27 protein-coding genes and 1 pseudogene are annotated in these 25,948 nt (G+C 75.4%); 13 read left to right on the top strand and 15 right to left on the bottom strand.

Annotated elements, in window-relative coordinates; all coding sequences use genetic code 11:
* Positions 1-51: 51 nt before the first annotated feature.
* From E5083_RS31890 to E5083_RS28185, 6 genes are read left to right on the top strand one after another with little or no spacing between them, the layout of a single operon-like run.
* Positions 52-228, top strand: a complete 177-nt coding sequence (locus E5083_RS31890) for a hypothetical protein (protein WP_244317676.1) — start codon at positions 52-54, stop codon at positions 226-228.
* On the top strand, positions 225-686 hold the full coding sequence (locus tag E5083_RS28205; RefSeq protein ID WP_425276758.1) for an MrpF/PhaF family protein: 462 nt from the start codon (positions 225-227) through the stop codon (positions 684-686). Before E5083_RS31890 ends, E5083_RS28205 begins: the two co-directional genes overlap by 4 nt.
* Positions 679-933, top strand: coding sequence for a DUF4040 domain-containing protein (locus E5083_RS28200; RefSeq protein WP_135788496.1), 255 nt, complete (start codon positions 679-681; stop codon positions 931-933). Before E5083_RS28205 ends, E5083_RS28200 begins: the two co-directional genes overlap by 8 nt.
* Positions 930-1,670, top strand: a complete 741-nt coding sequence (locus tag E5083_RS28195) for an MnhB domain-containing protein (RefSeq protein ID WP_135788495.1) — start codon at positions 930-932, stop codon at positions 1,668-1,670. The genes E5083_RS28200 and E5083_RS28195 overlap by 4 nt, the downstream gene beginning before the upstream one ends.
* 34 nt (positions 1,671-1,704) lie before the next feature.
* Positions 1,705-2,052 (top strand): sodium:proton antiporter, encoded by a 348-nt coding sequence (locus E5083_RS28190; RefSeq protein ID WP_135788494.1) that lies wholly within the window; start codon positions 1,705-1,707, stop codon positions 2,050-2,052.
* Positions 2,049-3,809: a complex I subunit 5 family protein gene (locus E5083_RS28185; RefSeq protein WP_135788493.1), complete on the top strand. Its 1,761-nt coding sequence runs from the start codon at positions 2,049-2,051 to the stop codon at positions 3,807-3,809. The genes E5083_RS28190 and E5083_RS28185 overlap by 4 nt, the downstream gene beginning before the upstream one ends.
* 7 nt (positions 3,810-3,816) lie before the next feature.
* Here E5083_RS28185 and E5083_RS31885 read toward each other — a convergent pair whose 3' ends face one another.
* Both E5083_RS31885 and E5083_RS28175 read right to left on the bottom strand, forming a co-directional pair.
* Positions 3,817-4,527, bottom strand: coding sequence for a hypothetical protein (locus tag E5083_RS31885; RefSeq protein WP_244317675.1), 711 nt, complete (start codon positions 4,525-4,527; stop codon positions 3,817-3,819).
* A gap of 45 nt (positions 4,528-4,572) precedes the next feature.
* A complete protein-coding gene (locus E5083_RS28175) occupies positions 4,573-5,151 on the bottom strand; it encodes a hypothetical protein (protein WP_135788492.1) in 579 nt (192 codons plus the stop codon).
* A 247-nt stretch (positions 5,152-5,398) separates the two neighbouring features.
* Here E5083_RS28175 and E5083_RS28170 point away from each other — a divergent pair, with 247 nt between their 5' ends.
* Together E5083_RS28170 and E5083_RS31880 are read left to right on the top strand one after the other, a co-directional pair.
* The gene (locus E5083_RS28170; RefSeq protein ID WP_135788491.1) at positions 5,399-5,734 is read left to right on the top strand and encodes a DUF6343 family protein; all 336 of its coding nucleotides are present in this window, start codon (positions 5,399-5,401) and stop codon (positions 5,732-5,734) included.
* Positions 5,735-5,746: 12 nt separating this feature from the next.
* Positions 5,747-5,857: pseudogene (locus E5083_RS31880) on the top strand (UdgX family uracil-DNA binding protein); the annotation flags it as partial.
* A 9-nt stretch (positions 5,858-5,866) separates the two neighbouring features.
* Here E5083_RS31880 and E5083_RS28160 read toward each other — a convergent pair.
* Positions 5,867-7,054, bottom strand: a complete 1,188-nt coding sequence (locus E5083_RS28160) for a zinc-dependent alcohol dehydrogenase (RefSeq protein WP_135788490.1) — start codon at positions 7,052-7,054, stop codon at positions 5,867-5,869.
* A gap of 134 nt (positions 7,055-7,188) precedes the next feature.
* On the opposite strand from E5083_RS28160, the gene E5083_RS28155 reads away from it, so the two are divergent.
* Positions 7,189-8,211 (top strand): NAD-dependent epimerase/dehydratase family protein, encoded by a 1,023-nt coding sequence (locus E5083_RS28155; protein WP_135788489.1) that lies wholly within the window; start codon positions 7,189-7,191, stop codon positions 8,209-8,211.
* A 25-nt stretch (positions 8,212-8,236) separates the two neighbouring features.
* Positions 8,237-9,019, top strand: coding sequence for an Fpg/Nei family DNA glycosylase (locus E5083_RS28150; RefSeq protein WP_135788488.1), 783 nt, complete (start codon positions 8,237-8,239; stop codon positions 9,017-9,019).
* A gap of 33 nt (positions 9,020-9,052) precedes the next feature.
* On the opposite strand, the gene E5083_RS28145 is transcribed toward E5083_RS28150, so the two are convergent.
* Positions 9,053-9,265, bottom strand: coding sequence for a hypothetical protein (locus tag E5083_RS28145; protein ID WP_135788487.1), 213 nt, complete (start codon positions 9,263-9,265; stop codon positions 9,053-9,055).
* Between the two features lie 180 nt (positions 9,266-9,445).
* On the opposite strand from E5083_RS28145, the gene E5083_RS28140 reads away from it, so the two are divergent.
* From E5083_RS28140 to fdh, 3 genes are read left to right on the top strand one after another with little or no spacing between them, the layout of a single operon-like run.
* On the top strand, positions 9,446-10,408 hold the full coding sequence (locus E5083_RS28140) for a 4Fe-4S dicluster domain-containing protein (RefSeq protein WP_135788542.1): 963 nt from the start codon (positions 9,446-9,448) through the stop codon (positions 10,406-10,408).
* On the top strand, positions 10,405-11,367 hold the full coding sequence (nrfD, locus tag E5083_RS28135) for an NrfD/PsrC family molybdoenzyme membrane anchor subunit (RefSeq protein ID WP_135788486.1): 963 nt from the start codon (positions 10,405-10,407) through the stop codon (positions 11,365-11,367). The genes E5083_RS28140 and nrfD overlap by 4 nt, the downstream gene beginning before the upstream one ends.
* 2 nt (positions 11,368-11,369) lie before the next feature.
* Positions 11,370-14,630: a formate dehydrogenase gene (gene fdh, locus E5083_RS28130; RefSeq protein ID WP_135788485.1), complete on the top strand. Its 3,261-nt coding sequence runs from the start codon at positions 11,370-11,372 to the stop codon at positions 14,628-14,630.
* Positions 14,631-14,646: 16 nt separating this feature from the next.
* On the opposite strand, the gene E5083_RS28125 is transcribed toward fdh, so the two are convergent.
* From E5083_RS28125 to E5083_RS28075, 11 genes are read right to left on the bottom strand one after another with little or no spacing between them, the layout of a single operon-like run.
* Positions 14,647-15,555, bottom strand: a complete 909-nt coding sequence (locus tag E5083_RS28125; RefSeq protein ID WP_135788484.1) for a glycosyltransferase family 2 protein — start codon at positions 15,553-15,555, stop codon at positions 14,647-14,649.
* Positions 15,552-16,493 (bottom strand): glycosyltransferase family 2 protein, encoded by a 942-nt coding sequence (locus tag E5083_RS28120; RefSeq protein WP_135788483.1) that lies wholly within the window; start codon positions 16,491-16,493, stop codon positions 15,552-15,554. Before E5083_RS28120 ends, E5083_RS28125 begins: the two co-directional genes overlap by 4 nt.
* Positions 16,471-17,487: a glycosyltransferase family 9 protein gene (locus tag E5083_RS28115; protein WP_135788482.1), complete on the bottom strand. Its 1,017-nt coding sequence runs from the start codon at positions 17,485-17,487 to the stop codon at positions 16,471-16,473. The genes E5083_RS28120 and E5083_RS28115 overlap by 23 nt, the downstream gene beginning before the upstream one ends.
* A complete protein-coding gene (locus E5083_RS28110; protein WP_135788481.1) occupies positions 17,484-18,911 on the bottom strand; it encodes a PfkB family carbohydrate kinase in 1,428 nt (475 codons plus the stop codon). Before E5083_RS28110 ends, E5083_RS28115 begins: the two co-directional genes overlap by 4 nt.
* Complete coding sequence (locus E5083_RS28105) at positions 18,908-19,543, bottom strand: D-sedoheptulose-7-phosphate isomerase (protein ID WP_135788480.1); 636 nt, start codon at positions 19,541-19,543, stop codon at positions 18,908-18,910. Before E5083_RS28105 ends, E5083_RS28110 begins: the two co-directional genes overlap by 4 nt.
* Positions 19,540-20,772, bottom strand: coding sequence for a glycosyltransferase (locus tag E5083_RS28100; protein WP_135788479.1), 1,233 nt, complete (start codon positions 20,770-20,772; stop codon positions 19,540-19,542). The genes E5083_RS28105 and E5083_RS28100 overlap by 4 nt, the downstream gene beginning before the upstream one ends.
* Complete coding sequence (locus tag E5083_RS28095) at positions 20,769-21,731, bottom strand: glycosyltransferase (protein WP_135788478.1); 963 nt, start codon at positions 21,729-21,731, stop codon at positions 20,769-20,771. The genes E5083_RS28100 and E5083_RS28095 overlap by 4 nt, the downstream gene beginning before the upstream one ends.
* Before the next feature lie 12 nt (positions 21,732-21,743).
* Complete coding sequence (locus E5083_RS28090) at positions 21,744-22,751, bottom strand: glycosyltransferase family 9 protein (RefSeq protein ID WP_135788477.1); 1,008 nt, start codon at positions 22,749-22,751, stop codon at positions 21,744-21,746.
* A complete protein-coding gene (locus tag E5083_RS28085; RefSeq protein ID WP_135788476.1) occupies positions 22,748-23,293 on the bottom strand; it encodes a D-glycero-alpha-D-manno-heptose-1,7-bisphosphate 7-phosphatase in 546 nt (181 codons plus the stop codon). Before E5083_RS28085 ends, E5083_RS28090 begins: the two co-directional genes overlap by 4 nt.
* Positions 23,290-24,285, bottom strand: coding sequence for a glycosyltransferase family 2 protein (locus E5083_RS28080; RefSeq protein ID WP_135788475.1), 996 nt, complete (start codon positions 24,283-24,285; stop codon positions 23,290-23,292). The genes E5083_RS28085 and E5083_RS28080 overlap by 4 nt, the downstream gene beginning before the upstream one ends.
* A complete protein-coding gene (locus tag E5083_RS28075; protein WP_135788474.1) occupies positions 24,282-25,916 on the bottom strand; it encodes a carbamoyltransferase family protein in 1,635 nt (544 codons plus the stop codon). The genes E5083_RS28080 and E5083_RS28075 overlap by 4 nt, the downstream gene beginning before the upstream one ends.
* Positions 25,917-25,948: the final 32 nt, after the last annotated feature.

The following is a 25,948-nucleotide window of genomic DNA, read 5'->3' as shown; positions in this document are numbered from 1 at the left end:
CGCGGCACTCAGCACGCGCCCGGAATCATGACCGGTCGCGGAGGTGTGCGGGTGAGGGCGGGAGCCGTGGTGGCCGTCGAGTTCCTCGGCTGGTGGGCAGTGCTCGCGCTGCTGTGGCTGGTGCTCATCGGCCCGGTGGACGCCCTGGAACTGCTGGTCGGCGGCGCGGCCGCCGCGCTGAGCGCGCTCGCGGCCTGCGCGGCCCGGCGGGCGGTGAGCGGCCGGTGACCGGACTGCCCTGGCTCGCCGCCGCGTTCGCCCTGCTGGTGCTGGGGCTCGTCCCGGCACTGGCCGGAGCCGCGACCGGCCCGCTGCGGCGCCGGGTCGCCGCGCAGAACACGGCCACGCTCGTCGTCTGCCTGGCCTTCCTGCTGCTGGCGCAGGGGTACGGACGGCCGTCGTACGTGGATCTGGCGCTGGTCCTCGCCCTGGTGGGGCCTGCCGGGACGCTCGTGTACGTCCGGCTGCTCGCGGCGGACCTGGAGCGCGATCCGCCGCGCGTGCGGGGTGCCGCCCTGGCGTCCGGGGTCCTCACGGTGGCGGTCGTCGTGCCGCTGTGCGTGGCCACGGGGCCGGGGCGGGCCCTGGTCAAGCTCCTCGTGGTCGGGGCGCTGCTGGTGGGGGGCAATGTCGTCGCGTCCGTCGCGCTCGGCGGCGGGGAACCGAAGGAGGCGGAGCGTGGCTGACGCCCTGGTGGTGCTGAGCCTGGTGCTGGTGGCGGGATCGGCCACGGCGGCCGTGCTGACGCGGGACCCGGTCCGGCAGTGTCTGGTGCTGTCGCTGCTGGGGCTGGCGCTCGCCGTGCTGTTCACCGTGCTCCAGGCGCCCGACGTGGCGCTGTCCCAGGTAGCGGTGGGGGCGGCGCTGACGCCGCTGCTGATCCTGCTGACGGCGCGCAAGGTGCGGCGGCGCGGCCGGGACCGCGCCGAGTGAGCCGCCGGCTGCGGGCCTGGGTGCTGGCGGCCGGGCTGCTCGGGCTCGCCGCGCTGCTGACCCTCGCGTGTCTGCGGCTGCCCGGCTTCGGCGGCTCCGCGCACCCCTACGGCGACCGCGCCACCCGCGCCGCGCTGGCCCGGCACACCTCCAACGTGGTGGCCGCCGTCAACTTCGACCAACGGGCCTTCGACACGCTCGGCGAGGAGAGCATCCTCTTCGCGGCGGTCCTCGGCACGGTCGTCCTGCTCCGCCAGACCCGCGACGAACGCGAGGTGCGCCCCGCCCCGGTACGGGTGGCGCGCACCGTGCGCCGTTACGCGCTCCTCGCCCTGCCGGTCACCCTGCTGGTCGGCCTCTATGTCGTCGCGCACGGCCAGTTGAGCCCCGGCGGCGGCTTCCAGGGCGGTGTGGTGCTGGCGACGGCGCTGCACCTGCTGTACATCGCGGTGGACTACCGCGCGCTGGAGCGGCTCCGGCCGGTGGGGCTGTACGAGATCACGGACGCGGTCGCCGAGGGCTGCTTCCTGGTGACGGGGCTGGCGGGCCTGTTCGCGGGCGGGGCGTTCCTGGCCAACTTCCTTCCCCGCGGCACGTTCAACACGCTCGCCTCGGGCGGCACCGTGCCCCTGCTGAACGCGGCGATCGGCATGGAGGTCGCCAGCGCGGTGGTCGTCCTGCTCGCCCGCTTCCTGGACCAGGCCGTGGAGATCGAGCCCGACGGCGACACCAAGTGACGCACACGATGAACATGGAGGTGGACGAAGTCCGATGACGGTCCTGCCCTACCTGGTCGCCGCCTATCTCCTGCTGGTCGGCGCGCTGGGCCTCGCCACCAGCCGCAACCTCATCCACGCGGTGGGCTGTCTGACGGTGTGCCAGTCCTCCACCTACGTACTGCTGCTCTCCGTCGGCTACCGGCGCGGCGGCACCGCGCCCGTCCACTCCGACCTGGCACCCGGCTCCCGCCCGCTGGTCGACCCGGTGGTGCAGGCGCTGTGCCTGACCGATGTGGTGGTGGGCGCCACGGTGACCGCGCTGCTGCTGGCCCTGGTGATCCAGGTCGGCAAACGGCACGGCACGGTGGTCCCGGACGAGCTGTCCGGGCTGCGCGGGTGAACCAGCTCCTGCCGCTGATCGTGGCCCTCCCGCTCACCGGCGCCGCGCTGCTGGTCGCCGCCGGGCGCGGGCTGCCCCGGCCGGTCGCGGAGGGGGTGGGCGTCGGCTTCGCCTCGGCCACGGCGGCGCTGGTGCTGTGGCTGCTGCTGGGGCCCGCGCCGCCGGAGACGGAGTGGGTGGGCGGCTGGTCCCCGGCGCACGGCACGAGTGTCGGCATCGTGCTGCGGGCGGGCCCGCTCCCGCTCGGGCTGGCGGCGGCGGTGTCGCTGCTCGTGGTGGCCGTACTCGCCTATTCCTGGCGGTACTTCGAGGAGCCGCCGCACCGGCACTCGGGGACCTTTCCGGCGCTGGTGCTGCTGTTCCTGGCGGGCATGGCCGGGTTCGTGCTCACCGGGGACCTGTTCAACGCGTTCGTGTTCTTCGAGCTGATGAGCGTGGTGGCGTACGCGCTGACCGGCTACCGGGTCGAGGACCCGAAGGCGGTGCAGGGCGCGCTGACCTTCGGTGTCGTCAACTCCCTCGGCGCCTACCTGCTGTTGCTCGGCATCGGCCTGCTGTACGCCCGTACCGGGGAGCTGGGGATGTCGGCGATCGGGCGGCGGCTGGACGCCCAGGGGGGTGCCGATGCGCTGGTGCTGGCCGCGTTCGTGCTGGTCCTCACCGGGCTGCTGATCAAGGCGGCCGCCGTGCCGTTCCACTTCTGGCTGCCGGACGCGCACGCGGTCGCCCCGACCCCGGTGTGCATGCTGCTGTCCGGGGTGATGGTAGAGCTGGGCGTGTACGGCGTGGGGCGCGTGTACTGGCTGGTGTTCGCCGGGCCCGGTGGCATTCCGGCGCCGGACGCGCGGCGGGCCCTGGTGGCGCTGGGGGTGCTCACCGCGCTGGTGGGGGCCCTGATGTGCTGGCTCCAGCGGCATGTGAAGCGGCTGCTGGCCTACTCGACGGTCGCGCACACCGGGCTGTTCCTGGCCGGCGTCGGCCTGCTCACGCCCCGGTCGACGGCCGGTGCCGCGGTGTACGTCCTGGGTCATGTGGGCGTGAAGGCGGCCCTGTTCGCGCTGACCGGCGTCCTGCTGTCGCGGTACGGCAGTGTGGACGAGCACGAACTGTACGGCCGGGCGCGGGAGTTGCCCGTGGTGGCGGGGCTCTTCACGGTGGGCGGGCTGGCGCTGGCCGGGCTGCCGCCGTTCGGCACCGGCCTCGGCAAGGCGGCCACGGAGGAGGCGGCGGGCGGTGCCCTCACCGTGGTCTTCGTGGCCGTGTCCGCCGTGACCGGCGGGGCGGTGCTGCGGGTGGCCGCGCGGGTCTTCGGCGGCCTGGGCAACCGGCCTGGCGAGGAACCGCCGAGCGAGACGGCGTACGAGACGAAGGGCGGGGGCGAGGAGCCGGAGACGGCGGGGCTGCTGCGGCGGGTCCCCGACACCATGCTGGCCGTGCCCGCCGTGCTGCTGGCCGGTGCGCTGGTGGTCGGCGTGGTGCCGGCGGTGGCACGGGCCGTGGGGCGGGCGGTGGACGAGGCGCTGCACGCCTCGGCACCGCTGCCGCCCCACTGGACCGCGCCGGGTGTCTCGCTGGACCTGCTGTCCGCGTCCCTCGCCCTCGCCCTGGCGGCGTGGGCGCTCGAGCGGCCGGTGTCGGCGCGGCTGCGGACCTGGACCGGGCCGCTGCGCCGCCTGCACTCCGGGCACATCGGCGACTACGTCGCCTGGCTGCTGCTCGGCACCGTGCTGCTCGCCCTGCTGGCGCTGCCGGGGTGAACCGGGCTCAGGCGTCCAGGAGTTGGTTGAAGAAGGTGCGGTACTGCTGGAGCGCCACCCGGAGCCCCTCGGTCTCGACCTGTTCGCCGCGGCTCCACTGGCCCTCGAGTTCCTTCTTGTGGTCGGCGAAGGTCGCGGCCAGCGACTGGATGACGTCGGCGACCAGCGCGTCCGCCGAACGGACCGCGTCCTTGGGGTCGTCGACGAAGGTGCCCTGGATCTTGGACCAGCGCTCGCGGTAGTTCTGCGCCTCCTGGTGGGCGATCAGGGGGTCGGCGCCCTCGTCCACCGAGCGCGGCTGCCCGCCGCCCTGCCGCTGGTCGCCCTCCGGGCGCCGGTCGCGGTCGGCCACCGAGGTGCGCTCCTGAGTGCCGGTCGGCTCGCCCGTGGCGGTCCGGTCGGGCACGTTCTGCCGCTCGCCGGGGACGCCCCGCGCGTCGTCGGAGACGGCCGACGCCTCACCGGGGTAGGCCGGCGGGGGCGTGTCGGAGGAGCGCTCGGGCCCCCGCTCGTCCGCGCGGTCGGGGCGCGCCCCGGACAGCGGGCCGGAGCGGGCGTCCGGCGGGGCGTCGTGGCCGGTGTCGGACGGTGCGTCCGTACGCGGCTCGGACAGGGGGCCGGAGCGGGCGTCGGGACGGCTGTCCCGGCCGGGGCGGGCCAGGTCCTCCGTGGTCAACTCACCCTCGCCGGGGCCGCTGTTGGTGTGCCGGTCTGACATGACAACCTCGTTTCCGCTGGTGCCGTGGTGGAAGTGCGCGCCGGGTCAGGCCGCGTCGTGCCCGGTGCTCTCGTGGTGCGGGGGACGGCCGCTGCCCAGCAGGTCGTCGAAGAGGGTGCGGTAGCGCACCATGGCGCCGCGCAGCTCCTCGGTGGTCGCCTCGCCGTTCTCGTTGCGCAGGCTCACCTCGTGGGCGTCGCGGTAGTGCTCCAGGGTCTGCGCGTGCTCGACGGACAGGTCCCTGAGCTGCTGCTCGAAGCCCTCGGTGGGGTAGCCGCGGTCGCGCATGAGCTGGGTGACCAGGCGGTCGGCGTCGTCGACGCTCTGCGCGGGGTGGTCGACGAACCGCTCCTGCGTGCCCCGCCACTCGGTGGCGTAGCGGTCCCGCTCCTCGGGGGACAGCTCCTTGAGGTCGAGGTCGCGGTGCCGCTTCTCGCGGGCCTGCAGTTCGCGCTCGGCCTCCCGCCTGCTCTCGCCGGACTGCACGGCCCGGTCGTACTCGGGGCCGAACTTCTCCTGGAGGCGGCGGCTGCGGCGGCGCTTCACGAGCCACACTCCCGCGGCGATCAGGATCAGGATGACCACGATGGGAATCACAATGGCGAGCAGCGTTGCGGTGGACATCGCCTCTCCTGCTGGGTGAGTCGGATGGAGGGGCGGCCGGGTTCGACGGCCTGCCGGTTACTCCGCCCGAGTACCCCGGCCCCGTTCCCGCACACCGCCCCGGCCTGGTGCGCAGGGGGGTGATTGCCGGGGCGCGGGGGCGGGTACGCGGAGTCGGCACCGGGCAGCCCGGCGTCCGTCGTGCGGCGGGCCGCCTCCCTCCTCGGAGTCCTTGACGGCTCCTCGCGACCTGGACGGGGATGAGGGCATGAGCCGACGACACACTCAGGACGACACGGCGCGCGTGCCGCGCGCGCGTTCGGGCACCATCGGCCGCCGCCGGGAACGTACCGGCACCGAACCGGTCACCGCCCGCAGCGCGCTGAAGCTGCGCCTGGTGCTCAGCGTCATCGGGCTGCTGGTCTTCGTGCTCGGTACGGTCCTCTTCGCCGTCTGGGCGGGCGCGGTGCGGCCCCACGACGTGCCGGACCCCACCCAGCTCACGGTCCTGGCCGTCATCTGCGGTGTCCTCGCGCTGTTCGCCGCCGTGGACCTCGTCGTGGTCCTGCTACGCCTCGCGCGCGAACGCGCCCGCCGGACATGAGCGGGAGCGCGGCTGCCGGCCGAACTGCGGCTGGTGGCACCGGAGGTGGTGGTGGCGCTCGGCGTCACGGCGGGCAAGGCGCTGCTCGGCTCCGGGTTCCGGGTCACCGAGCAGCGCGTCGCGGGGCGCGCCTCACCAGGGTTCCAGGACCGCCTTGATCATGCCGTCCTTCTTCGCCTGGAACGTCTCGTACGCCTGCGGGCCCTGCTCCAGCGGGAGGGTGTGAGTGGCGAAGGTGTCCACGCCCAGCGGGTCCTCGTCGGTGAGCAGCGGGAGGATGTCGTCGACCCAGCGGTGCACGTTGGCCTGGCCCATGCGGAGCTGGATCTGCTTGTCGAACAGGGTCAGCATCGGCATCGGGTCGGCCATGCCGCCGTACACGCCGGACAGCGAGATGGTGCCGCCCCGGCGGACGATGTCGATGGCCAGGTGCAGCGCGCCGAGCCGGTCCACGCCCGCCTTCTCCATGAGGCGCTGGGCGAGGGCGTCGGGTAGCAGACCGGTGGCCCACTGGGCGGCCTTGGCGACGGGTGCGCCGTGCGCCTCCATGCCGACGGCGTCGATGACGGCGTCCGGGCCGCGTCCGTCGGTGACGTCGCGGATGGCGTCGGCCAGGCCGTCGCCGTACTCGGCGAGGTCGTAGACGGTGATGCCGTGTTCGCGGGCGCGGGCGAGGCGTTCGGGGACGAGGTCGACGCCGATGACCTTCTCGACGCCCCGGTGCCGGGCGATGCGGCAGGCCATCTCGCCGATCGGGCCGAGGCCGAGCACCACCAGGCTGCCGCCGGGCTGCACATCGGCGTACTCGACGGCCTGCCAGGCGGTGGGCAGTACGTCGGAGAGGTAGAGGAAGCGCTGGTCGGGCGGACCGTCGGGGATCTTGACGGGGAGCTGGTCGCCGAACGGCACCCGGAGGAACTGCGCCTGACCGCCGGGGACCTGGCCGTACAGCTTGGTGTAGCCGAACAGGGAGGCGCCCATGCCCTGGTCGCGGACCTGGGTGGTCTCGCACTGGGAGTGCAGGCCCTGCCCGCACATGTGGCACTGGCCGCAGGAGACGTTGAAGGGCACCACCACGCGGTCGCCGGGGGCGAGGGAGGTCACCTCGGAGCCGGTCTCCTCCACGATGCCCATGGGCTCGTGGCCGAGGATGTCGCCGGCGTCGAGGAACGGGCCGAGGACTTCGTACAGATGCAGATCCGATCCGCAGATCCCGCTGGACGTCACACGCACGATGACGTCGGTGGGGTCCTGGAGCTGCGGGTCGGGGACGGTGTCGACCCGGACGTCCCTCCTGCCCTGCCAGGTGAGAGCGCGCATGTCTCCTCCAATGTTCGTAGGTACTGCGGCTCGCTCCCGTGCCGGGTACCCGGCACTCCGGTACTTACCCGGCGCATGACGGGCCGTGCCACGGGTACCCGGCGGGCCCTCGACCTCCAGGGAAGGCGGCTGTCATGACCGGCACGGCGAACGGCGGGCTCCGGGTGGTGGTGACCGGCGCCACCGGCAATGTCGGTACGAGCGTCGTGGAGGCGCTGCGCGGGCGTCCCGAGGTGGCGTCGGTGACCGGCGTGGCGCGCAGGGCCCCCGACTGGCAGCCGGAGGGCACGGCCTGGGTGGCGGCCGACGTGGACCCGGACGGTGCCGACCTCGTGTCCCTCTTCCGGGGCGCGGACGCGGTGGTGCATCTGGCGTGGAAGTTCCAGCCCACCCACGACCCGGTGACGACCTGGCGGACCAACGTCCTCGGCAGCATCCGGGTGTTCGAGGCGGCGGCGGAGGCGGGAGTGCCCGCGCTGGTGCACGCCTCGTCGGTCGGCGCCTACGCGCCGGGCCCCAAGGACCGCGAGGTGGACGAGTCCTGGCCCACTCACGGCTGGCCGCAGGCCGCGTACTGCCGGGAAAAGTCCTATCTGGAGCGGTACTTGGACGCCTATGAGCTGAAGCATCCTGAGACGCGGGTGGTGCGGATGCGGCCGGGGTTCCTCTTCAAGCGGGAGGCGGCCTCGGAGCAGCGGCGGATCTTCGCCGGGTCCTGGCTGCCCACCCAGTGGGTGCGGCCGCCGTTCGTGCCGGTGATCCCGGATCTGCCGGGGCTGAAGTTCCAGGCGGTGCACACCGACGACGCGGCCGCCGCGTTCACCGAGGCGGTGCTCCGCCCGGTGCGCGGCGCCTTCAACCTGGCCGCCGACCCGCCCGTGGACGCGGCCACGCTGGCCGGGCTGTTGGAGGCGCGCCCGCTGCGCGTCCCGCTGCCGCCGCTGCGGGCCGCGCTGTCGGCCGTCTGGCGGCTGCGGCTGGTGCCCGCCTCGCCGGACCTCTTCGACGCGGTACTGCGGCTGCCGCTGCTGGACTCCGCCCGCGCGCGGACCGAGCTGGACTGGGAGCCCCGGTACACGGCCGTGGAGGCGATCGGCGAGTTCCTGGAAGGGCTGAGGGAGCACGTGGGCATGGACACCGCGCCGCTCGCCTCGTGAACCCGGACCACTGAAGGAGGCGGGCATGCCGGAGCTGCCCGATGTCGAAGCGTTCCGCGGAGTGCTGCGCTCCTGCGGTCAGGGGCACCCTGTGGAGAAGGTGGATGTCCGGGACGCGGGCGTGCTGCGCGGGGTCAGCGCGCGGCGGCTGCGCAGCGGGGTGGAGGGCCACCGGTTCGCGGAGCCGCGCCGCCACGGCAAGCTGCTGATCGCCCCGCTGGACGACGGGCCGGCGGTGGTCTGGCACTTCGGGATGACCGGCGAGCTGGTGGCCGCCTCCGCCGACGATCCCCCGCACGACCACGACCGGGTCGTGCTGACCCTCGACGGCGGCCGTCAGCTCCGCTACCGCGACCAGCGCAAGCTCCAGGGCATCCGGTTCGCCGAGGACCGGGAGGCGGTGGCCGAGCTGGAGGCGGACCTCGGCCCGGACGCGCTCGACCTGGACCGTACGGAGTTCGTGGAGCTGCTGGCCGGGCGGCGGGGCGCGGTCAAGAGCGTGCTGATGGACCAGTCCCTCATCTCGGGCCTGGGCAACCTGCTCAGCGACGAGATCCTGTGGCGGGCCGGTATCGCCCCCGAGCGCCCGGCGAAGAGCCTCGGCGAGGGCGAGGCGCGGGGCGTGTACACGGCGATGCGGCGCGTGCTGGCGTCCGCCGTGCGCGCCGGGCGGGTGCCGCCGCGCCGTACGTGGCTCACCGGGCGCCGGGACGACGCGTCCCCGGCCTGCCCGCGCTGCGGCACGGAGCTGCGCTCGGGGCGCGTCTCCGGCCGCCGCACGCTGTGGTGCCCGAACTGCCAGCACTGATTCTCGGGGGGGGCGTCAGCGTCTTGGGGGGCGTCAGCCGGAGGGCTCGTCGGGCACGGGCTGGTCCGGGCGCACCCCGGCGGACTCCGGCGCGCCGCGCGGGCCGGCGCCCGCCTCATCGGTGTCGGGCACCTCGCGGGCGTCGTCCTTCGCGGGAGCGTCCCAGCGGTCGTTGTCGTCACTCGCCTGCTGGTCGGGCAGGTCCCTCGGGACGCGCCGGGCGTGGGGGTCGCGGTGCTCCGTCATGGCTTCTCCTCGTCTGCCGGTGCTGGTCGGGCGGTCCGTCGCGGGTACCCCGTGGCCCTCCGGGCATGCGGGGCCGGGGGGGGCCGGATGCTCCGAGCCGGCCGTTTCGGAGCGCGCTGCCCGGGCACACGTGCCACGCTCGGGAACGTGGGCCACCAGGAGACCGAGGAGGGCTGTCGCATGGTGCGGGACGACGACGGCACACGGCCGGGCGGCGATCTGCTGTCCGGGCCGGAGCCGGACCTGGCCGCCGCCGACGGCTATCCCGACGCCCCGCCGCGCGTGGGCTTCTTCACCGACACCTCCGTCTGCATCGGCTGCAAGGCATGCGAGGTCGCCTGCAAGGAGTGGAACGCCATCCCGGAGGACGGGCTGGAGCTGACGGGCATGTCGTACGACAACACCCGACGGCTCGGCGCCGACACCTGGCGCCACGTGGCCTTCATCGAGCAGCGCGTCCCGGCCGGCCGGGAGAGCGCCGGGGACGACGACGTGTTCGCCGCCGCCGCGCGCCTCGGCACCGACTCCCCCGGCCCGCGCGACGCCCTGCCCCCGGTCGCCCCCGAGGGCCCGGCCGGGATGCGCTGGCTGATGTCGTCGGACGTGTGCAAGCACTGCACCCACGCGGCCTGTCTGGACGTGTGTCCCACGGGCGCGCTGTTCCACACCGAGTTCGGCACGGTGGTGGTCCAGGAGGACATCTGCAACGGCTGCGGCTACTGCGTGCCCGCCTGCCCGTACGGCGTGATCGACCAGCGCCCCGACGACGGCCGTGCCTGGAAGTGCACCCTCTGCTACGACCGGCTCGGCGTCGGCACGGAACCGGCCTGCGCCAAGGCGTGCCCCACCGACTCCATCCAGTTCGGCCCGCTGGACGAACTGCGCGAGCGCGCCGCCACCCGCGTGGCGGGCCTGCACGCGGCCGGGGTGAGCGACGCCCGGCTGTACGGCGAGGACCCGGAGAACGGGGTCGGCGGCGACGGCGCGTTCTTCCTGCTGCTCGACGAGCCGGAGGTGTACGGACTGCCGCCGGACCCGGTGGTGACCACCAGGGACCTGCCGGACATGTGGCGGCACGCGGCGCTGGCAGCGGCCACGCTCGGCGCGCTCGTCGCCGCCGGATTCGCCGGGAGCCGGCGATGAGCGGCCCGGCCCTGCCCCGCGCCTCCCGCCGACGGCGCCGCCGACGCGGTCAGGACGGCCAACCGGTCGTGCCGGACGCCGAGTTCAGTTCGTACTACGGCCTGCCCGTGCTGAACAAGCCGACCTGGGAGGCGCTGGACATCGCCGGGTATCTGTACCTGGGCGGGCTGGCCGGCGGGTCCTCGCTGCTGGCGGCGGGGGCCGAGCTGACCGGGCGGCCGGTGCTGGCGCGGCGGGCACGGCTGGGCGCGGCCGGGGCGATCTCGCTCTCGCTGGCCGCGCTCGTCCACGATCTGGGGCGCCCGGCCCGCTTCCTGAACATGCTCCGGGTCTTCAAGCCGACCTCGCCGATGAGCGTGGGCTCCTGGCTGCTCGCCGGGTACGCGCCGCTGACGATGGTGGCGGCGGCCACCGACACGGTCCGCCGGTTCCGGCCCCTCGGGGTCGCGGCGACGGCGGGGGCCGCCGTGCTGGCGCCGGCCGTCGCCACGTACACGGCGGTGCTGATCGCGGACACGGCGGTGCCCTCCTGGCACGAGGGGTACCGCGAGCTGCCGTTCGTGTTCGCCGGTTCCGGCGCCTCGGCGGCGGCCGGTCTGGCGCTGCTCACCGTCCCGTGGGCCGAGGCGGGCCCGGCGCGGCGCGTGGCCGTGCTGGGCGCGGCGCTGGAACTGGGCTACTTCCGGCGGCAGAAACGCCGTATGGGCCTGGCCGCCGAGCCCTTCGAGCTGGGCGGCGCGCGCCGCCTGCTGCGCGCGGCGGAGGCGCTGACGGCGGGCGGTGCCGCGCTGGCGCTGCTGACCGGGCGGGTACGCGACCGGCGTCCGGCCGCCGTCGCCGGGGCGGCCCTGCTGGCCGGGTCGGCGGCCCTGCGGTTCGGGGTGTTCCGGGCCGGGGTGGCGTCGGCCGAGGACCCGAAGTACACGGTCGTGCCGCAGCGGGAACGGCTGGGGAGGTAGGCATGGGCGTACGCACCTGGATCGACTCGTGGCCGGTCTACCGTCAGCTCACCGGTACGGACCCGCTCGGGCGGGGCGCGGCGGCCAAGAGCCCGCGCAGCGCGGGCCTGGACCCCCGGGTGGCGACCGCCGACCGGGTGGTGAAGTCCGTCTGCCCGTACTGCGCGGTGGGCTGCGGCCAGAACGTGTACGTGGAGAACGGTGAGGTCACCCAGATCGAGGGCGACCCCGACTCCCCCATCTCGCGCGGCCGGCTCTGCCCCAAGGGCGCGGCCAGCCTTCAGCTCACCACGGGGGACGCCCGCGAGCACCACGTCCTGTACCGGCGTCCGCACGGCACCGGGTGGGAGCGGCTGGAGCTGGGCACGGCGATGGACATGATCGCCGACCGGGTGATCGCGGCCCGGCGCGCGGGCTGGCAGTGGGAGGCCGGGGGACGGCGCACCCGGCGCACGCTGGGCCTGGCGAGCCTCGGTGGGGCGACGCTGGACAACGAGGAGAACTACCTCATCAAGAAGTTGTTCACCGCCCTGGGTGCCATTCAGATCGAGAACCAGGCGCGTGTTTGACACTCCTCCACGGTTCCCGGTCTGGGAACCTCGTTCGGCCGCGGCGGCGCGACCACCTTCCAGCAGGACCTCCAGAACTCCGACTGTGTCGTCATCCAGGGCTCGAACATGGCCGAGTGCCATCCGGTCGGGTTCCAGTGGGTGATGGAGGCCAAGGCGCGCGGCGCCAAGGTGATCCATGTCGACCCGCGCTTCACCCGTACCAGCGCGCTGGCGGACCTGCACGTACCGCTGCGCGCGGGCTCGGACATCGCGTTCCTCGGCGGGATCGTCAACCATGTGCTGAGCGAGGACAAGTACTTCCGCGACTATGTGGTGGCCTACACCAACGCGCCGGTGATCCTGCGCGAGGGCTTCCGCGACACCGAGGACCTGGACGGTGTCTTCTCCGGGCTGGACCCGGACAGCCGCACCTACGACCAGAGCACCTGGCAGTACGAGGGCATGGAGGTGCGGGCGCCGGCCGGGGAGCGCGACCGGGAGGAGAGCGCGGACGGCGGCTCGATGAGCGAGGCCGCGCGCGGCGAGTCGCACGGCTCGGGCGGTGCCCCGCTCGGTGAGGGCGAGCCCGAGCGGGACGAGACGCTCACCCATCCGCGCTGTGTCCTCCAGGTCCTCAAGCGGCACTACGCCCGCTACACCCCCGAGATGGTGGAGCGGGTCTGCGGGGTCCCGCAGGACACGTTCCGCGAGGTGTGCGAGCTGGTCACGGAGAACTCCGGGCGCGAGCGGACCACGGCGTTCGCCTACGCGGTCGGCTGGACCCAGCACACGGTGGGCGTGCAGTACATCCGTACCGCCGCCGTGCTGCAGAGCCTGCTGGGCAACATCGGCCGGCCCGGCGGCGGCATCCTCGCGCTGCGCGGGCACGCCTCCATCCAGGGCTCGACGGACATCCCGACCCTGTTCAACCTGCTGCCCGGCTACATCCCGATGCCCCACGCCCACCAGCGCCAGGACCTCGACGCCTTCGTGGAGGCGGAGTCCGCCCACAAGGGCTACTGGGGCAACATGCGCTCCTACCTGGTCAGTCTGCTCAAGGCGTACTGGGGGGACGCGGCCACCGCGGAGAACGACTTCTGCTTCGACCACCTGCCCCGGCTGACCGGCTCCCACTCCACGTACGAGACGACGCTGGCGCAGTTGGACGGCACCTGCCGGGGCTACTTCCTGCTGGGCGAGAACCCCGCCGTGGGCAATGCCGACGCCAAGATGATGCGGCTGGGCATGGCGGCCCTGGAGTGGCTGGTGGTGCGGGACTTCTCGCTGATCGAGTCGGCCACCTGGTGGCAGGACGGCCCCGAGATCGAGACCGGGGAGCTGCGCACCGAGGACATCGGCACCGAGGTGTTCTTCCTCCCGGCCGCCGCGCACACCGAGAAGGCGGGCAGCTTCACCAACACCCAGCGGCTGCTCCAGTGGCACCACCAGGCGGTCGAGCCGCCCGGCGAGGCGCGCAGCGACCTGTGGTTCACCTACCATCTCGGCCGGCTGATCCGGGAGAAACTCGCGGCGTCCACCGACGAGATGGACCGGCCGCTGCTGGACCTGGTCTGGGACTATCCGACCGGGGGCCCGCTCGCCGAACCGGACGCGGAGGCCGTGCTCGCCGAGATCAACGGCCGTACGGCGGACGGCACTCCGCTCTCCTCGTACGAACAGCTCGCGGACGACGGCTCGACGGCGTGCGGCTGCTGGATCTACTGCGGGGTGTATGCCGACGGCGTCAACCAGGCCGCCCGCCGCAAGCCCGGCGGCGAGCAGAGCTGGGTGGCGCCCGAGTGGGCGTGGGCGTGGCCCGCCAACCGGCGCATCCTCTACAACCGCGCCTCGGCGGACCCCGACGGCCGGCCGTGGAGCGAGCGCAAGGCGCTGGTGTGGTGGGACCCGGACAAGGGCGAGGCCGGTGAGTGGAGCGGGCACGACGTGCCGGACTTCAAGAAGGACAAGGCGCCCGACCACGAGCCGCCCCCGGACGCCAAGGGACCGGAGGCCCTCTCCGGCCGGGACCCGTTCATCATGCAGGCCGACGGAAAGGCATGGCTGTACGTCCCGGCCGGGCTGACGGACGGCCCGCTGCCCACCCACTACGAGCCGCAGGACTCCCCCGTCCCGAACCTGCTGTACCAGCAACAGCGCAACCCGGTACGGCAGTTGCTCCCCTCGGTCCCGGACAACCGGTACCAGCCGAGCGGCGGCGCGCCCGGCACGGAGGTGTACCCGTACGTGGCCACCACCTACCGGCTCACCGAGCACCACACGGCGGGCGGCATGTCCCGCCGGCTGCCGTACCTGGCCGAGCTGCAGCCCGCGTTCTTCTGCGAGGTGTCCCCGGAACTGGCCGCCGAACGCGGTCTCGAGCACCTGGGCTGGGCGACGATCGTCAGCGCGCGGGGTGTGATCGAGGCGCGGGTGCTGGTCACCGAGCGGATGGCGCCGCTGACCGTGAACGGACGCCCGCTGCACCAGGTGGGCCTGCCCTACCACTGGGGTCCGAACGGCTATACCACCGGTGACTCGGCCAACGAGCTGCTGCATCTGTCGCTGGACCCGAACACCCACATCCAGGAGGCGAAGACGTTCGCCGTGGACATCCGGCCGGGGAGGCGTCCGCGCGGCCCGGCGTCGGTGGAGCTGGTGCGGGCCTACCGGGCGCGGGCGGGCATCGATGCGGAGACGGGCACGGAACTCTGACGAGGGCGTGGCCCGGCTACCCCACGTACCTGCGGGCGGTCGAGCCCCGGCGGGCCCGCTGGAGGGTGCTCAGCCGGCGCTCCAGGTCGGGCGGGACGGGGTCGCGCTGCCGGAGCACCCAGGGCACCCCGGCCAGCGCCCGGCCGACGGCGCGCAGCGAGGCGGCGTCCCTGGGCACCGTGGCCAGCAGGGCACCGGTGCGGAACAGCGCGGGCAGCAGGGGGCGCCGCAGCCAGGTGAACCACAGGGTGTTGCGCAGCCCGAGCACCCGGCGCTCGGTGCTGTCCCGCCGTACGGACGCCTCGTGATGGGCGGTCAGGTCGTCCAGGTAGCTCAGCCACCAGCCCTGGCGCTGCAGGTCGGTGGCGAGCAGCTCCTCCTCGCCGCCGAGCCACAGCCCCGGATGGAAGCCGCCCGCGCCCCGGAAGGCGTCGGCACGCAGCACGGTGGCCGCTGCCAGGAACGAACCCAGGGCCGGGCCGGGCAGCCAGTCGGGGCCGGGGATCGGCGAGTCCCGCAGCTCCGCCGTGACGGGGTCCTCGGCGCCGGAGGGTTCCATGACGATGCGGGCGGTGACGGCGGCGAGCCCCGGCCGGGCGTCGAGCGTGTCCGCCGCCCGGCGCAGACTGCCGGGCTCCCACCAGGAGTCGTCGTCGCAGAAGGCGACGTAGGGGGTGCGGACCTCGCGCACGGCGAGGTTGCGGCCGACGGCGCCCAGGTTGCGGCCGGGCTCCAGCAGCCGCGTCGCGGGGAAGTCCCGGCGGACCGCCTCGGCCGTGCCGTCGGCCGAGCCGTTGTCGGTGACGATCACCTCGGGCGCCTCCGGCAGCTTCGCCAACTCGCCGAGGGTGCGCAGCAGTTCGTCCCGCCGGTTGCGGGTGATGACCACCACGGTCGTGCGGGTGTCCGGTCCTGCTGTGGTCATGCCGGTCCCTCCCTTCGGGCGCGTGCGGCCCGGTCGGTGTCGATGAGCCGGGCCGCCCGTTCGACGGCGGGGGGCAGCGGGTGGCGGCGGGCCAGGGCGGCGGGCAGCCGGGCGAGGAGTTCGCGCAGCGCGGGCGCGGCTCCGGGGCGGCCGATGGCGGCGGCCACCGCCAGGCGGGCGCTGGCCGCGAGGGCGCGGGACAGCGGGCGGCGCAGCCAGAGGGTGAGCACCTCGTTGCGCCACAGCCGGGGGTTGCGGCCGTGGCGCCCTGCCGGGGCGGGGTGGTGACGGGCCGTCAGGGAGGGGTCGTAGGCGACGCCCCAGCCTTCGGCGGCGAGGTCGTAGGCGAGCAGGGTCTCCTCGCCGCCGAAGAAGAGCAGCGGATGGAAGCCGCCGGCCACGCGGAAGGCGTCCCTGCGGACCACGCAGGCGCAGGCGAGGAAGCCGAGGACCGGGCGCCCTGGCAGGTCCGGTTCGGGCGGCAGCGGGGAGGCGGCCAGCACGGTGTTGAGGGGGTCCTCGGTGCCGTCGGGGCCGACCAGGGTGCGGGCGACGACCAGGCCGAGCCGGGGGTGGGCGTCCAGCAGGTCGGCGGCGCGGCGCAGGGCGCCGGGTTCCCACCAGGAGTCGTCGTCGCTGAAGGCTACGTAGGGGGTGTTGGCGCGGTCCACGGCGAGGTTGCGGCCCAGCGCCCCGGTGTTGGCACGGGGGCGCAGCAGCCGGGCGGCGCCGGGGTGGTCGCGGACGGCGCGGAGGGAGGCGTCGCCGGTGCTGTTGTCGACGACGATCACCGGTGGCCGTTCGGGCAGCGCGGCCAGGGCGTCGAGGGTGCGGACGAGGCTGGCGCAGCGGTCGCGGGTGATCACGGCGACGGTGACCCGGTCCTCGGCGGTGTCCGGGCGCGTGGCCGACGGGTCAGAGGTGGAGGGCACCGGCATCGACGCCGTCTCCTCTCGGCGGTCCGGTGGGCGGGGTGGGCGGCAGCAGGGCGAGCGCGGCGACGACGGCTTCCTCGGCGCCGATCCTGAGCAGGCCGGGGTCGGTGACCGTGCCGTGCGGGTCGCCGGGCGGGCCGGGCCGCCACAGGGCGCGGTGGCGCGGCAGCGGGGGCGGCCCCCACAGGGCGGGCGGTACGGGCCCGAAGAGCGTCACCGAGGGGGTGCCGTGGGCCGCCGCGAGGTGGGCGATCCCGGTGTCGCCGCTGACGACCAGCGCGGCGTGGGCGACGAGCGCGGAGAGGGCGCCGAAGGGCAGCCCGCCGGTGAGCAGGTCCCCGGCGGGCACTCCCCCGCTGTCGGCGACGTCCTGGACGAGCCGGTCCTCGCCGGGCCCGCCCGTGACGACCACCCGGTGTCCGAGGTCGCGCAGCCGCCGGGCGACGGCGCCGAAGCGTTCGGCGGGCCAGCGCCGGGCGACGGCGTCGGCGCCGGGATGGACGACGACGGCGCCCGGTGCCGGTGCGGGCCCGGACGGCGGGGGCAGCCGCAGGTCGGCCGGGTCGGCGGGGACGCCGTACGCGGCCAGGAAGCGGCACCAGCGCGCCCGTTCGTGCTCGTCGGCCCGCCAGGCCGGGGGCGGCCGCGAGCCGGGGCCCCGGTGGGCGTGGGCCAGCAGCCGCCGGGGATGGAGCGCGGCGAGGGCGTCCCGGCTCTCGGGACCGTTGCCGTGCAGGTCGATCGCGAGGTCGGGGGCCGGGCCGGCCCAGTGGGTCAGCGTCGGGACGGCGCGGCCGGGTGCCTCGGCGGGCAGTACGGCGTCGATGGTGCCGGTGGCCAGGGCCGCGTCGGTGAGCGCGGGGGGCAGGGCGAGGACGACCCGGTGGGCGGGGAAGGCCCGGCGGATACCGCGCAGCGCGGGCACCCCGGCCAGCAGGTCGCCCAGGCCCAGGGCGCGCAGCACCAGCACGGTGGGGCGGTCGGGCGCAGGGGTCATCGGCGCGCTCCCTCGGTGCCGCCCGGCGCGTGGGCGGCGCGTTCGGCGATGCCGCTGGTGGAGCGCCCGTCGAGGTACGGGAAGAGCACGACCTGGCCGTCCCAGCTCGCCACCAAAGATGCCTCGGGGAGGTCGGTACGGGCGTAGTCGCCGCCCTTGGCCCAGATGTGGGGGCGGAGCCGGGCGAGGAGGAGTTCGGGGGTGTCCTCGTCGAAGACGGCCACCGCGTCGACGCACTCCAGCGCGCGCAGCACCCGTACCCGGTCGGCGAGCGGGACGAGCGGGCGGCCGTCGCCCTTGCGGCGGCGTACCGAGGCGTCGGAGTTGACGCACACCACCAGGCAGTCGCCGGTGCGGCGGGCCGCCTGGAGCAGGGCCACATGGCCGGCGTGCAGCAGGTCGAAGCAGCCGCCGGCCGCGACGACGGTCCCGCCCGCCGCCCGTACCCGCGCGGCGGTGCGCAGCGCCTCGTCGGTGGGGGCGCCGACGGCCGCCGGGGGCGCGGGTTCGGGGGCCCGGCCGGCGTCCAGGGTGCGGACGCCGCCCTCGGCGACGTACCGGGTGGCCGCGTGCACCGCGCCGCGCACGGCGGCCTCGGTGAGCTGGCCGTCGGCGAGCAGTCCGGCGGCCGTCGCGGCGAAGCGGTCGCCCGCGCCGCAGGCGTCGCCCTGGGCGGTGACCGGCGAGGGGACCATGAGCGGGGTGCCGCCGTGCGAGAGGAGCGCGCCGCGCCCGCTCATCGTCACGGCCACGGACGCGGCCCGCCAGTCCCCGACGAGCTGGTGCGCGTCCTGGGCGGCGACCCGGAGTTCGTCGTCGGGGTCCCCCGCCGGGCCGCCGCCGCTGCGGGCGGCGAAGGTGTGCGCCTCGGCGGCGGACGGGGTGGCCAGGCGGACGCCGGGGACGGGCGGGCGGCCGCGCGGGTGCGGGTCCCAGACGACGGGCATCCGGGCGGCGGCCTCGGTGAGCGCGGCCCGCAGGACGTCGGCGCAGCCGCGCCCGTAGTCGGCCACCAGGACGGCGCTCGCGGCGGCGACGGCCCGACGGGCCTCGGCGGTCGCCTCCTCGGCCCGCCCCTCGCCGTCGTCCAGGCGCAGCAGGGGCCTGCCCTCGGCGAGGACGCGGGTCTTGGTGGACAGGGTGCCGTCCAGCGGCAGCGCCAGCAGGCGGACCCGGTCGCCGAGCGCGGCGCGGAGTTCGGCGCTGGAGGGGTCGTCGCCCAGGGCGGTGACCAGCGTGACGTCCCGGCCGTCCGCGGCGGCGAGCCAGGCGGCCAGCGCCGCCCCGCCGGGCCGGGTGGCGCGGCGGACGTCGCTGACGACGGGTACCGGCGCGTCGGGCGCGAGCCGTTCGACGCGGCCGAACAGGTCGTGGTCGAGGAGGGCGTCCCCCACGACGAGGAGCGGGGCGGCCGGGCTGGTCATGGGCGTTCCTTCCCGGTCACCGCCCAATGCTGCCGGGCCGGTGACCGCCGTGGGCGCGCGGTGTGGCGTTCGATCGCGCTGTCGAAGGACTCGCAGAGCATGTGCACGGCGACCAGGTGCAGTTCCTGCACGGTGGCGGTGCTGTCCGCCCGGACGCACAGGGCGTCGTCGGCGGCGGCCTGGAGGGGGTTGGGGGCGGGGCCGGTCAGCGCCCAGACGGTCATGCCGAGGCGGCGGGCCTCGGTGGCGGCGACGAGCAGGTTGGCGCTGGCGCCGCTGGTGGACAGCAGCATCAGCAGGTCGCCGGCGCGGCCGTGGGCGCCGACCTGGCGGGCGAAGATCTCCTGCACGCCGTAGTCGTTGGCGATGGCGGTGGTGGCGGAGGTGTCGGCGTGCAGGGCGAGCGCGGAGAACGGCGGCCGGTCGGCGCGGTAACGGCCCACCAGTTCGGCCGTCAGGTGCTGGGCCTGGGCGGCGCTGCCGCCGTTGCCCGCGACCAGGAGCCGGGAGCCGTCGGCGAGATGGGCGGCGAGGGTGCCGCCCCACCGGTGGACGCGGGCGGCGTCCTTGCGGAAGACGGTGAGCGCCGTCATCAGGTCGTCGCAGTGCGTGGTGTCGGTGGCGGTGTTCATCGGACGACTCCGGAGAGCGAGGGGACGGACGACACCGCGCCGTAGACGCGGCTGACCCCGTCGGCGACGCGGTCCCAGGTGTAGCGCTCCAGCACGCGCCGCCGCCCCTCGGCGCCGTAGCGGGCCAGCCGGGCGGGGTCGGCGAGGAGTTCGCGGACGACGGCGCCGATCGCGGCCTCGTCGCCGTCGCCGGGCGGGACCAGCACGCCGGTGCGGCCGTCGACGACGGTGTCGAGCTGTCCGCCGACCGCGGTGGCGACGAGCGGGGTCCCGCAGGCCATGGCCTCGACGGGGACGATGCCGAACGGCTCGTAGCGGGGCAGGGAGAGGACCAGGTCGGCGTCGGACATCAGCGCGGGCATGTCCTCGCGGCCGACCCCGCCGAGCAGGGTGACCCGGTCGGCCACGCCGTACTCCCCGGCGAGGGCCAGCAGCCGTTCCGCCTCGGGCTCGGCGAAGAGCAGGGCCGGTTCTGGGCCGCCCGCGACGAGCAGTTCGGCGTCGGGGATGTGGGCCAGGGCGCGGATCGTACGGTCGAAGCCCTTGCGCGGGACCAGCCGGCCCACGGTGAGCAGGCGGTGTCTGTCGGAGCGTGCCGACCCAGGGCGCGGGGCGAACTGGTCGGGGTCGACGCCGCAGGGCACGACGTGCATGCGCTCGCGGGGCAGCCCCATGGCCTCCAGTTCCGCCACCTCGTCGGCGCAGGTGGCGATGATCGCGTCGCAGGCCCGGCCGACGGCCGTCTCCGTGGCGATGCGGTCGGCGGGGCTGGTGTCGGCGGCTCCCTGGTGCCGTCGCTTCACGGTGCCCAGGGCGTGGTAGGTCTGGGCCACCGGCACGCCGAGTTCGCGGGCTCCGGCGAGGGCGGCGGTGCCGGACATCCAGAAGTGGGCGTGCACCACGTCGGGGCGCCGCTCGGCCCACTCCCGGCCCAGCCAGGCGCCGAACGCGGGCATGTAGGGCGGGAGTTCGTCCTTGGGCACGGGTGCGGCCGGTCCGGCGGGGACATGGACCACTTCGATGCCGTCGGCGGTGCGCACCCGGTCCGGCAGCCGGGGCGAGTCACGGCGGGTGTACACGGTCACGTGGTGGCCCCGGCGGGCCAGCACTCCGGCGAGCTGGGCGACATAGACGTTCTGGCCGCCCGCGTCCGGGCCGCCGAGCGCGGCCAGGGGGCTGGCGTGTTCGGAGACCATGGCGACGCGGGCCGGGGTGTGGTGCTGAGTCATCGGGTGACCTCCTTGATCAGGCGTTCCCAGTCGTCCAGGAACCGCCGTTCTCCGTAGCGGGCCAGCGCGGCCGACCGGGCCGCCTCGCCGGTCCGCCGCGCCTGGCCGGGGTCGGCGAGGAAGGCGCGTACGGCGGAGCCGAGCACCTCCAGGCGGTTGGAGACGACCCCGGCGCCCTCGGGCACCGCCTCGCGCACCTCGGTGGTGTCGAGCGCGACCACCGGCATGCCGAGGAACATGGCCTCCAGCAGGGACAGCCCCAGCGAGGTCCAGCGGATCGGGTGTACGTACAGCCGGCAGCGGGCCATCGCGGAGTGCAGGTCGCCCTGGGCGAGGTCCCGGCTGCGGCAGCGTTCGGGCGGCAGGCCGAGGTGCCCGGCGAGCCCCTCGGTGCGCATGCCGAAGACGTCCAACGGCGCCCAGGCCGCGAAGTGGGGCAGCAGGTCCGTGCCGGTCGTACGGCCCCTGCGCACGGGCTCGTTGACGACGACCGCGGCGCGCGGGTCCTCCCCCGTCCAGCGGTGGCCGGGGTCGATGATGCCGTGCTCGATCACCGTCGTCGGTGCGCGGCCGTTGTCCCACATCAGGCGGTTGAAGTGGGTGACGTGCACGACGGATATGTCGGACCGGCCGGCCAGGGGGTGCAGGGTGTCGACCGCCGTCTCGTGGGGGCTGTTGTGCTCGACGTACACGGCGGGCACGTCGATGCCGGGGCGGCGGCCGGTCCAGCGGTGGGCCAGTTCGAGTTCGTGCGGGCGCTGGAGCACCATCAGGTCGATGTCGGCGTCCCGCAGGTGCTCCGGGGTGCGTTCCAGCACGGTGCCGGGCCACTGCCAGGTGCGGGCGCGGCCGAGTCCGTCGGGGCCTCGGTCCCCGGTGACCGGGACGAGGAAGGTGGCGCGGCCCTGCACGAACGCCGTCAGCCATGAGCCGTGCACATGCCATACCAGGATGTTCATGGTTCTCCCTCCTCACATCGCGGGCTGGAGCAGCTTCTGGACGGCACTGAGCACGTCGTGCGCCGTCACCTCGTCCAGGCAGGGATGGCCGGGCACCGGGCACTGCCGCGCCCTGCTCTCCGCGCAGGGCGCGTCCTGCCGCCCGAGGAGCACGCTGGGCGCCCCGTACGGCCCCCAGCGCTCGGCCGGGACCACCGGGGCGAACAGCGACACGACCGGTGTCCCGACGGCGGCCGCCAGATGGGCCGGGCCGGTGTTCCCGCACACCATCGCGTCGGCCATCCGCAGCACGCCGGACAGGGTGCGCGGGTCGGTGCGGCCGCCCAGGTCGATCGCGGTGCCGCCGCTCACCCGCCGGGTCAGCTCGCCCTCGTCGGGTCCGCCCGTGACGACCACCCGGTGCCCGGCGTCGGTGAGCAGGGCGACGGCCTCGGCGCACCGCCCGGGGCTCCAGGCGCGCGCCGGTGCGCTGGCGCCGGGGTGGACGACGACGTAGGGGCCGTTGCCGGTGAGGGCGGCCGTGTCGGGAGGCGGGAGCACGCGCAGCCGCCCGTCGTCGCCGGGGCGCGGGGTGAACCCCATGGCGAGCGCGGTGTCGAGCGCGGCCTCGGCCTCGTGCCGCCCCGGCAGCCGCCGGTGCCGTACGTCGAGCAGCCGGCCGGGGTGATCGGTGCTGTCGGCGCCGGTGCGGGCGACCCCGGCCAGGCGCAGCAGCAGCGCGGTGGGCAGCGGGCTCTGGTGGAAGGAGGTGAGGATCAGCGCGTCGTCCGCGCCGACCGCCCGCAGGCGGTCCAACAGGTCCTCGATGTCGGCCACTTGGACGTCGGGCGGGTCGAAGCCCTCCCAGGGCGCCTCCCAGACCAGCACCTCGTCGACGCCGGGCAGCAGGTGGGCGGCCGGTGCCCCGCGCGGGCCGCAGAGCAGGGCGACGTGCTCGTGGTGGGCCGCGACCGCGCGCACGGCGGGCCCGGCGAGCAGCACGTCCCCGAAGCTGTCGAGCCGTACGACCAGTGCCGTCATGTCCGCCCACCCCCGTCCGGAGGCAGCAGGGACCGTACGGCGGTGAGCAGGTCGGCGGCGGTGTCGGGTTCCGCCGCGACCTCCTCGGGCCGGGTGGCCGCGTTGGCGACGAGGATGGCCCGGGCCCCGGCGGCCCGGCCGGCCCGCAGATCGGCGGCGATGTCACCGATGACCACGCAGTCCCCCGGTGCCTGGCCGAGGGCCTCCGCGGCCTGGAACACCAGTCCCGGCCGGGGTTTGCGGCAGTCGCAGCCCGCGTCGGGGGTGTGCGGGCAGTAGACCCAGACGCCGAGACCGCCGAGCAGTTCGTCGGCGCGGGCGTTGACGCGGCGCACGGCGGCGTCGGAGATCAGGCCCCGGCCGACGCCCGACTGGTTGCTCACCACACCGGTGGCGATCCCGGCGCCGCGCAGCAGGTCCACGGCCCGCCGCGCGCCGGGCAGCAGCCGGACCCGGCCGGGGTCCCCGTTGTAGGGGACGTCGGCGACGAGGGTGCCGTCGCGGTCGAAGAGGACGGCGGCGGGGGTGTCCCGGCGGTTCATGGCACCCTCCTGAGCGGTGCGGCGTTGCGGTGCCGTATCCGGCCGGAGAGCCGGTGGCCGACGGCGAGCGGGGGGATGACGACGCTGGTCGCGGCCATGGTCGCGGTCTCGCGCGGGGTGCGCGGGCCGGGCAGGATGCGGGCGAGGGCGAACTCGGCCGTGCCCGCCGCCCACACGGCCCCGGCGAGGACGGCGGCCCGGCGCCGCCCGGCGAGCGCGAGGACGGGCGCGGCGAGCCCGGCGGCCGTGACCAGCGCGTGCAGCGGCAGCCGGCCACGGGGCGCCTCGGCGCGGGCCCACCAGTCCCGGCCGTGCAGCCGGTTCATCAGCGCGTCGTCGGCGTTGCCGCGCTGGGCACGCACCGAGACCCAGGGGTCGGCGGCCCGCACCGGATGCCGGGTGGTGCGCACGCCCCGGTGCAGCGTCCAGCCCGCCGCCAGCACGCGCAGCGCGAGGTCGGCGTCCTCCCGGAAGGCGCGGCGGAACCGCTCGTCGAAGCCGCCGGCGGCGGCGAGCGCGGCCGTCCGGTACGCCATGTCGGCGGTGGCCCAGGCGGCCCCCTCAAGCCCGGCGGTGCCGCGCTCGAAGTCGGTGGGCCTGCGCCCGGCCGGGAGCGGCACGGTCAGCCGGCCCTGGACGCCCCCGGTGGCCCTTCCGGCCCGCGCGAGGTCGTCGGCGAGCCGGCGGGACCAGTCGGGCAGCACCTGGACGTCGTCGTCAAGGAAGACGGTCCAGGGCGAACGCACCGTGCGCCACCCGGTGTTGCGGGCGGCGGCCGGACCCCGGCCCCCGGTGCCGAGCACGCGCACCCGGTCCCGCAGCACACCTGCGGCGGCGAGCGGCAGCGGGGCGGCGGGGTCGGGACGGTCGTCCACGACGACGATCTCCTCGGGCGGGTGCCCGGCGGCCCCGGCCAGCGCGCGCAGGCAGTCCGCGAGGCAGGCGCGGCCGATCGTCGGGACGACGACGCTGTAGGCGGGGGCGGCCGTCATACGAAGACCTCCGCGCGCCGGACGGCGAAGGGCCCGAGAGCCAGCAGGTCCACGGGGGCCGACCCGAAGCACTCCAGCGCGTCGCGCGGATCGTCCACCATCGGCCGTCCGGCGGTGTTGAGGCTGGTGTTGACCACCACCGGCAGCCCGGTGCGCCGCTCGAACCCCTCGATCATGCGGGCCACCAGGGGTTCCTCCGCCCGGTCCACGGTCTGGATGCGCGCGGTACCGTCCACGTGCACCACGGCCGGGATGCGCGCCCGCCACGCCTCGGCGACCGCGTGCACGAAGAGCATGTACGGGCTGGGCAGCGGCCCGTCGAAGAGTCCGGCGGCGCGTTCGGCCAGCACCATCGGCGCGACGGGCCGGAACTCCTCGCGCCCCTTGACCGCGTTGAGGCGTTCGAGGTTGGCGGCGCGGCCGGGATGGGCAAGCAGCGACCGGTGCCCCAGCGCGCGCGGTCCGTACTCGCTGCGCCCCTGGAACCAGGCCACGATGCCGTCGCGGGCGAGTTCCTCCGCGACCGTCTCCGCGATGTCCTCGGGCTCCTCGTACGGTACGGCGGCCCGCTCCAGCCAGGCGCGCAGCTCGGGCACGCTCCACTCCCGGCCGAGCGCGGCGGTCGGCATCGCCTCCACCGGCTCCTGGAGGTGGGCGACGTGCAGGGCGGCGCCGAGCGCGGTACCGGCGTCCCCGGCGGCGGGCTGCACCCAGACGGTGTCGAAGGGGCCCTCGCGGTGCAGCCGGGTGTTGGCCACGCAGTTGAGGGCGACGCCCCCGGCGAGGGTCAGTACCCGGTCGCCGGTGCGCTCGTGCAGCCACCCGGCGAGGCCGAGCAGCACCTCCTCCAGGCATGCCTGGGCGCTGGCGGCCAGGTCGGCGTGCTCCTCGGTCCACGGTTCCCCGGCGGGCCGGGGCGGCGCGAGTTCGGCCCAGGGCACCGAGCGGGCCCGGAACCGTCCCTCGCCGTCCGTGCCGACGTAGCGGCGCAGTTCGTCGAGGAAGCGGGGCTTGCCGTAGGAGGCGAGCGCCATCACCTTGAACTCGTCGCTGCTGCGCAGGAATCCGAGGTGTTCGGTGAGTTCCTCGTAGAACAGGCCCATCGAGTCGGGCAGGGACTGCGCGGCCAGTACGTCGAGGCGGCGGCCGGTGTAGCGGCCGGCCAGGTGGGAGCCGCATTCGCCGCGGCCGTCCAGCACCAGGACGGCACAGTCCGGGTAGGGGGACGCCTGTCCGGCGGAGGCCGCGTGGGCCACGTGGTGGGGGACGAAGCGCACCTTCTCCGGGTCGAGTCCGGGCAGCGCCTCGGCCAGGAAACCGGGAGCCTCGCGGGCGTACTCCTGCCGCAGCCGGTCCCAGGGGTCGTTCAGGCCCAACTGGTCTGCGGGGAGCGCCAGTTCGGGGTCATAGGAGTAGGCGACGGCGTCCAGCCCGGAGGGGTCGAGCCCGGCGCGGTCCAGGCACCAGCGGGCGGACAGCTCGGGCAGTTCCCAGGCCGAGAAGGGCACCGGGCGCTTGCCGTGCTTGCGCCGGCTGAACCGCTCCTCCTCCGCCGCCGCCACGACACGGCCGTCCACGATCAGGGCGGCGGCCGGGTCGTGGAAGAGGGAGTTGATGCCGAGGACGCGCATGCGGTGCCTCCGTCGATCTGGGGGGATGGGGC

Source organism: Streptomyces bauhiniae, from assembly GCF_004784475.1.
GTDB lineage: Bacteria > Actinomycetota > Actinomycetes > Streptomycetales > Streptomycetaceae > Streptomyces > Streptomyces seoulensis.
The sequence above is the reverse complement of the archived record's forward strand: the minus strand, read 5'-3'. Positions and strand labels throughout refer to the sequence as shown.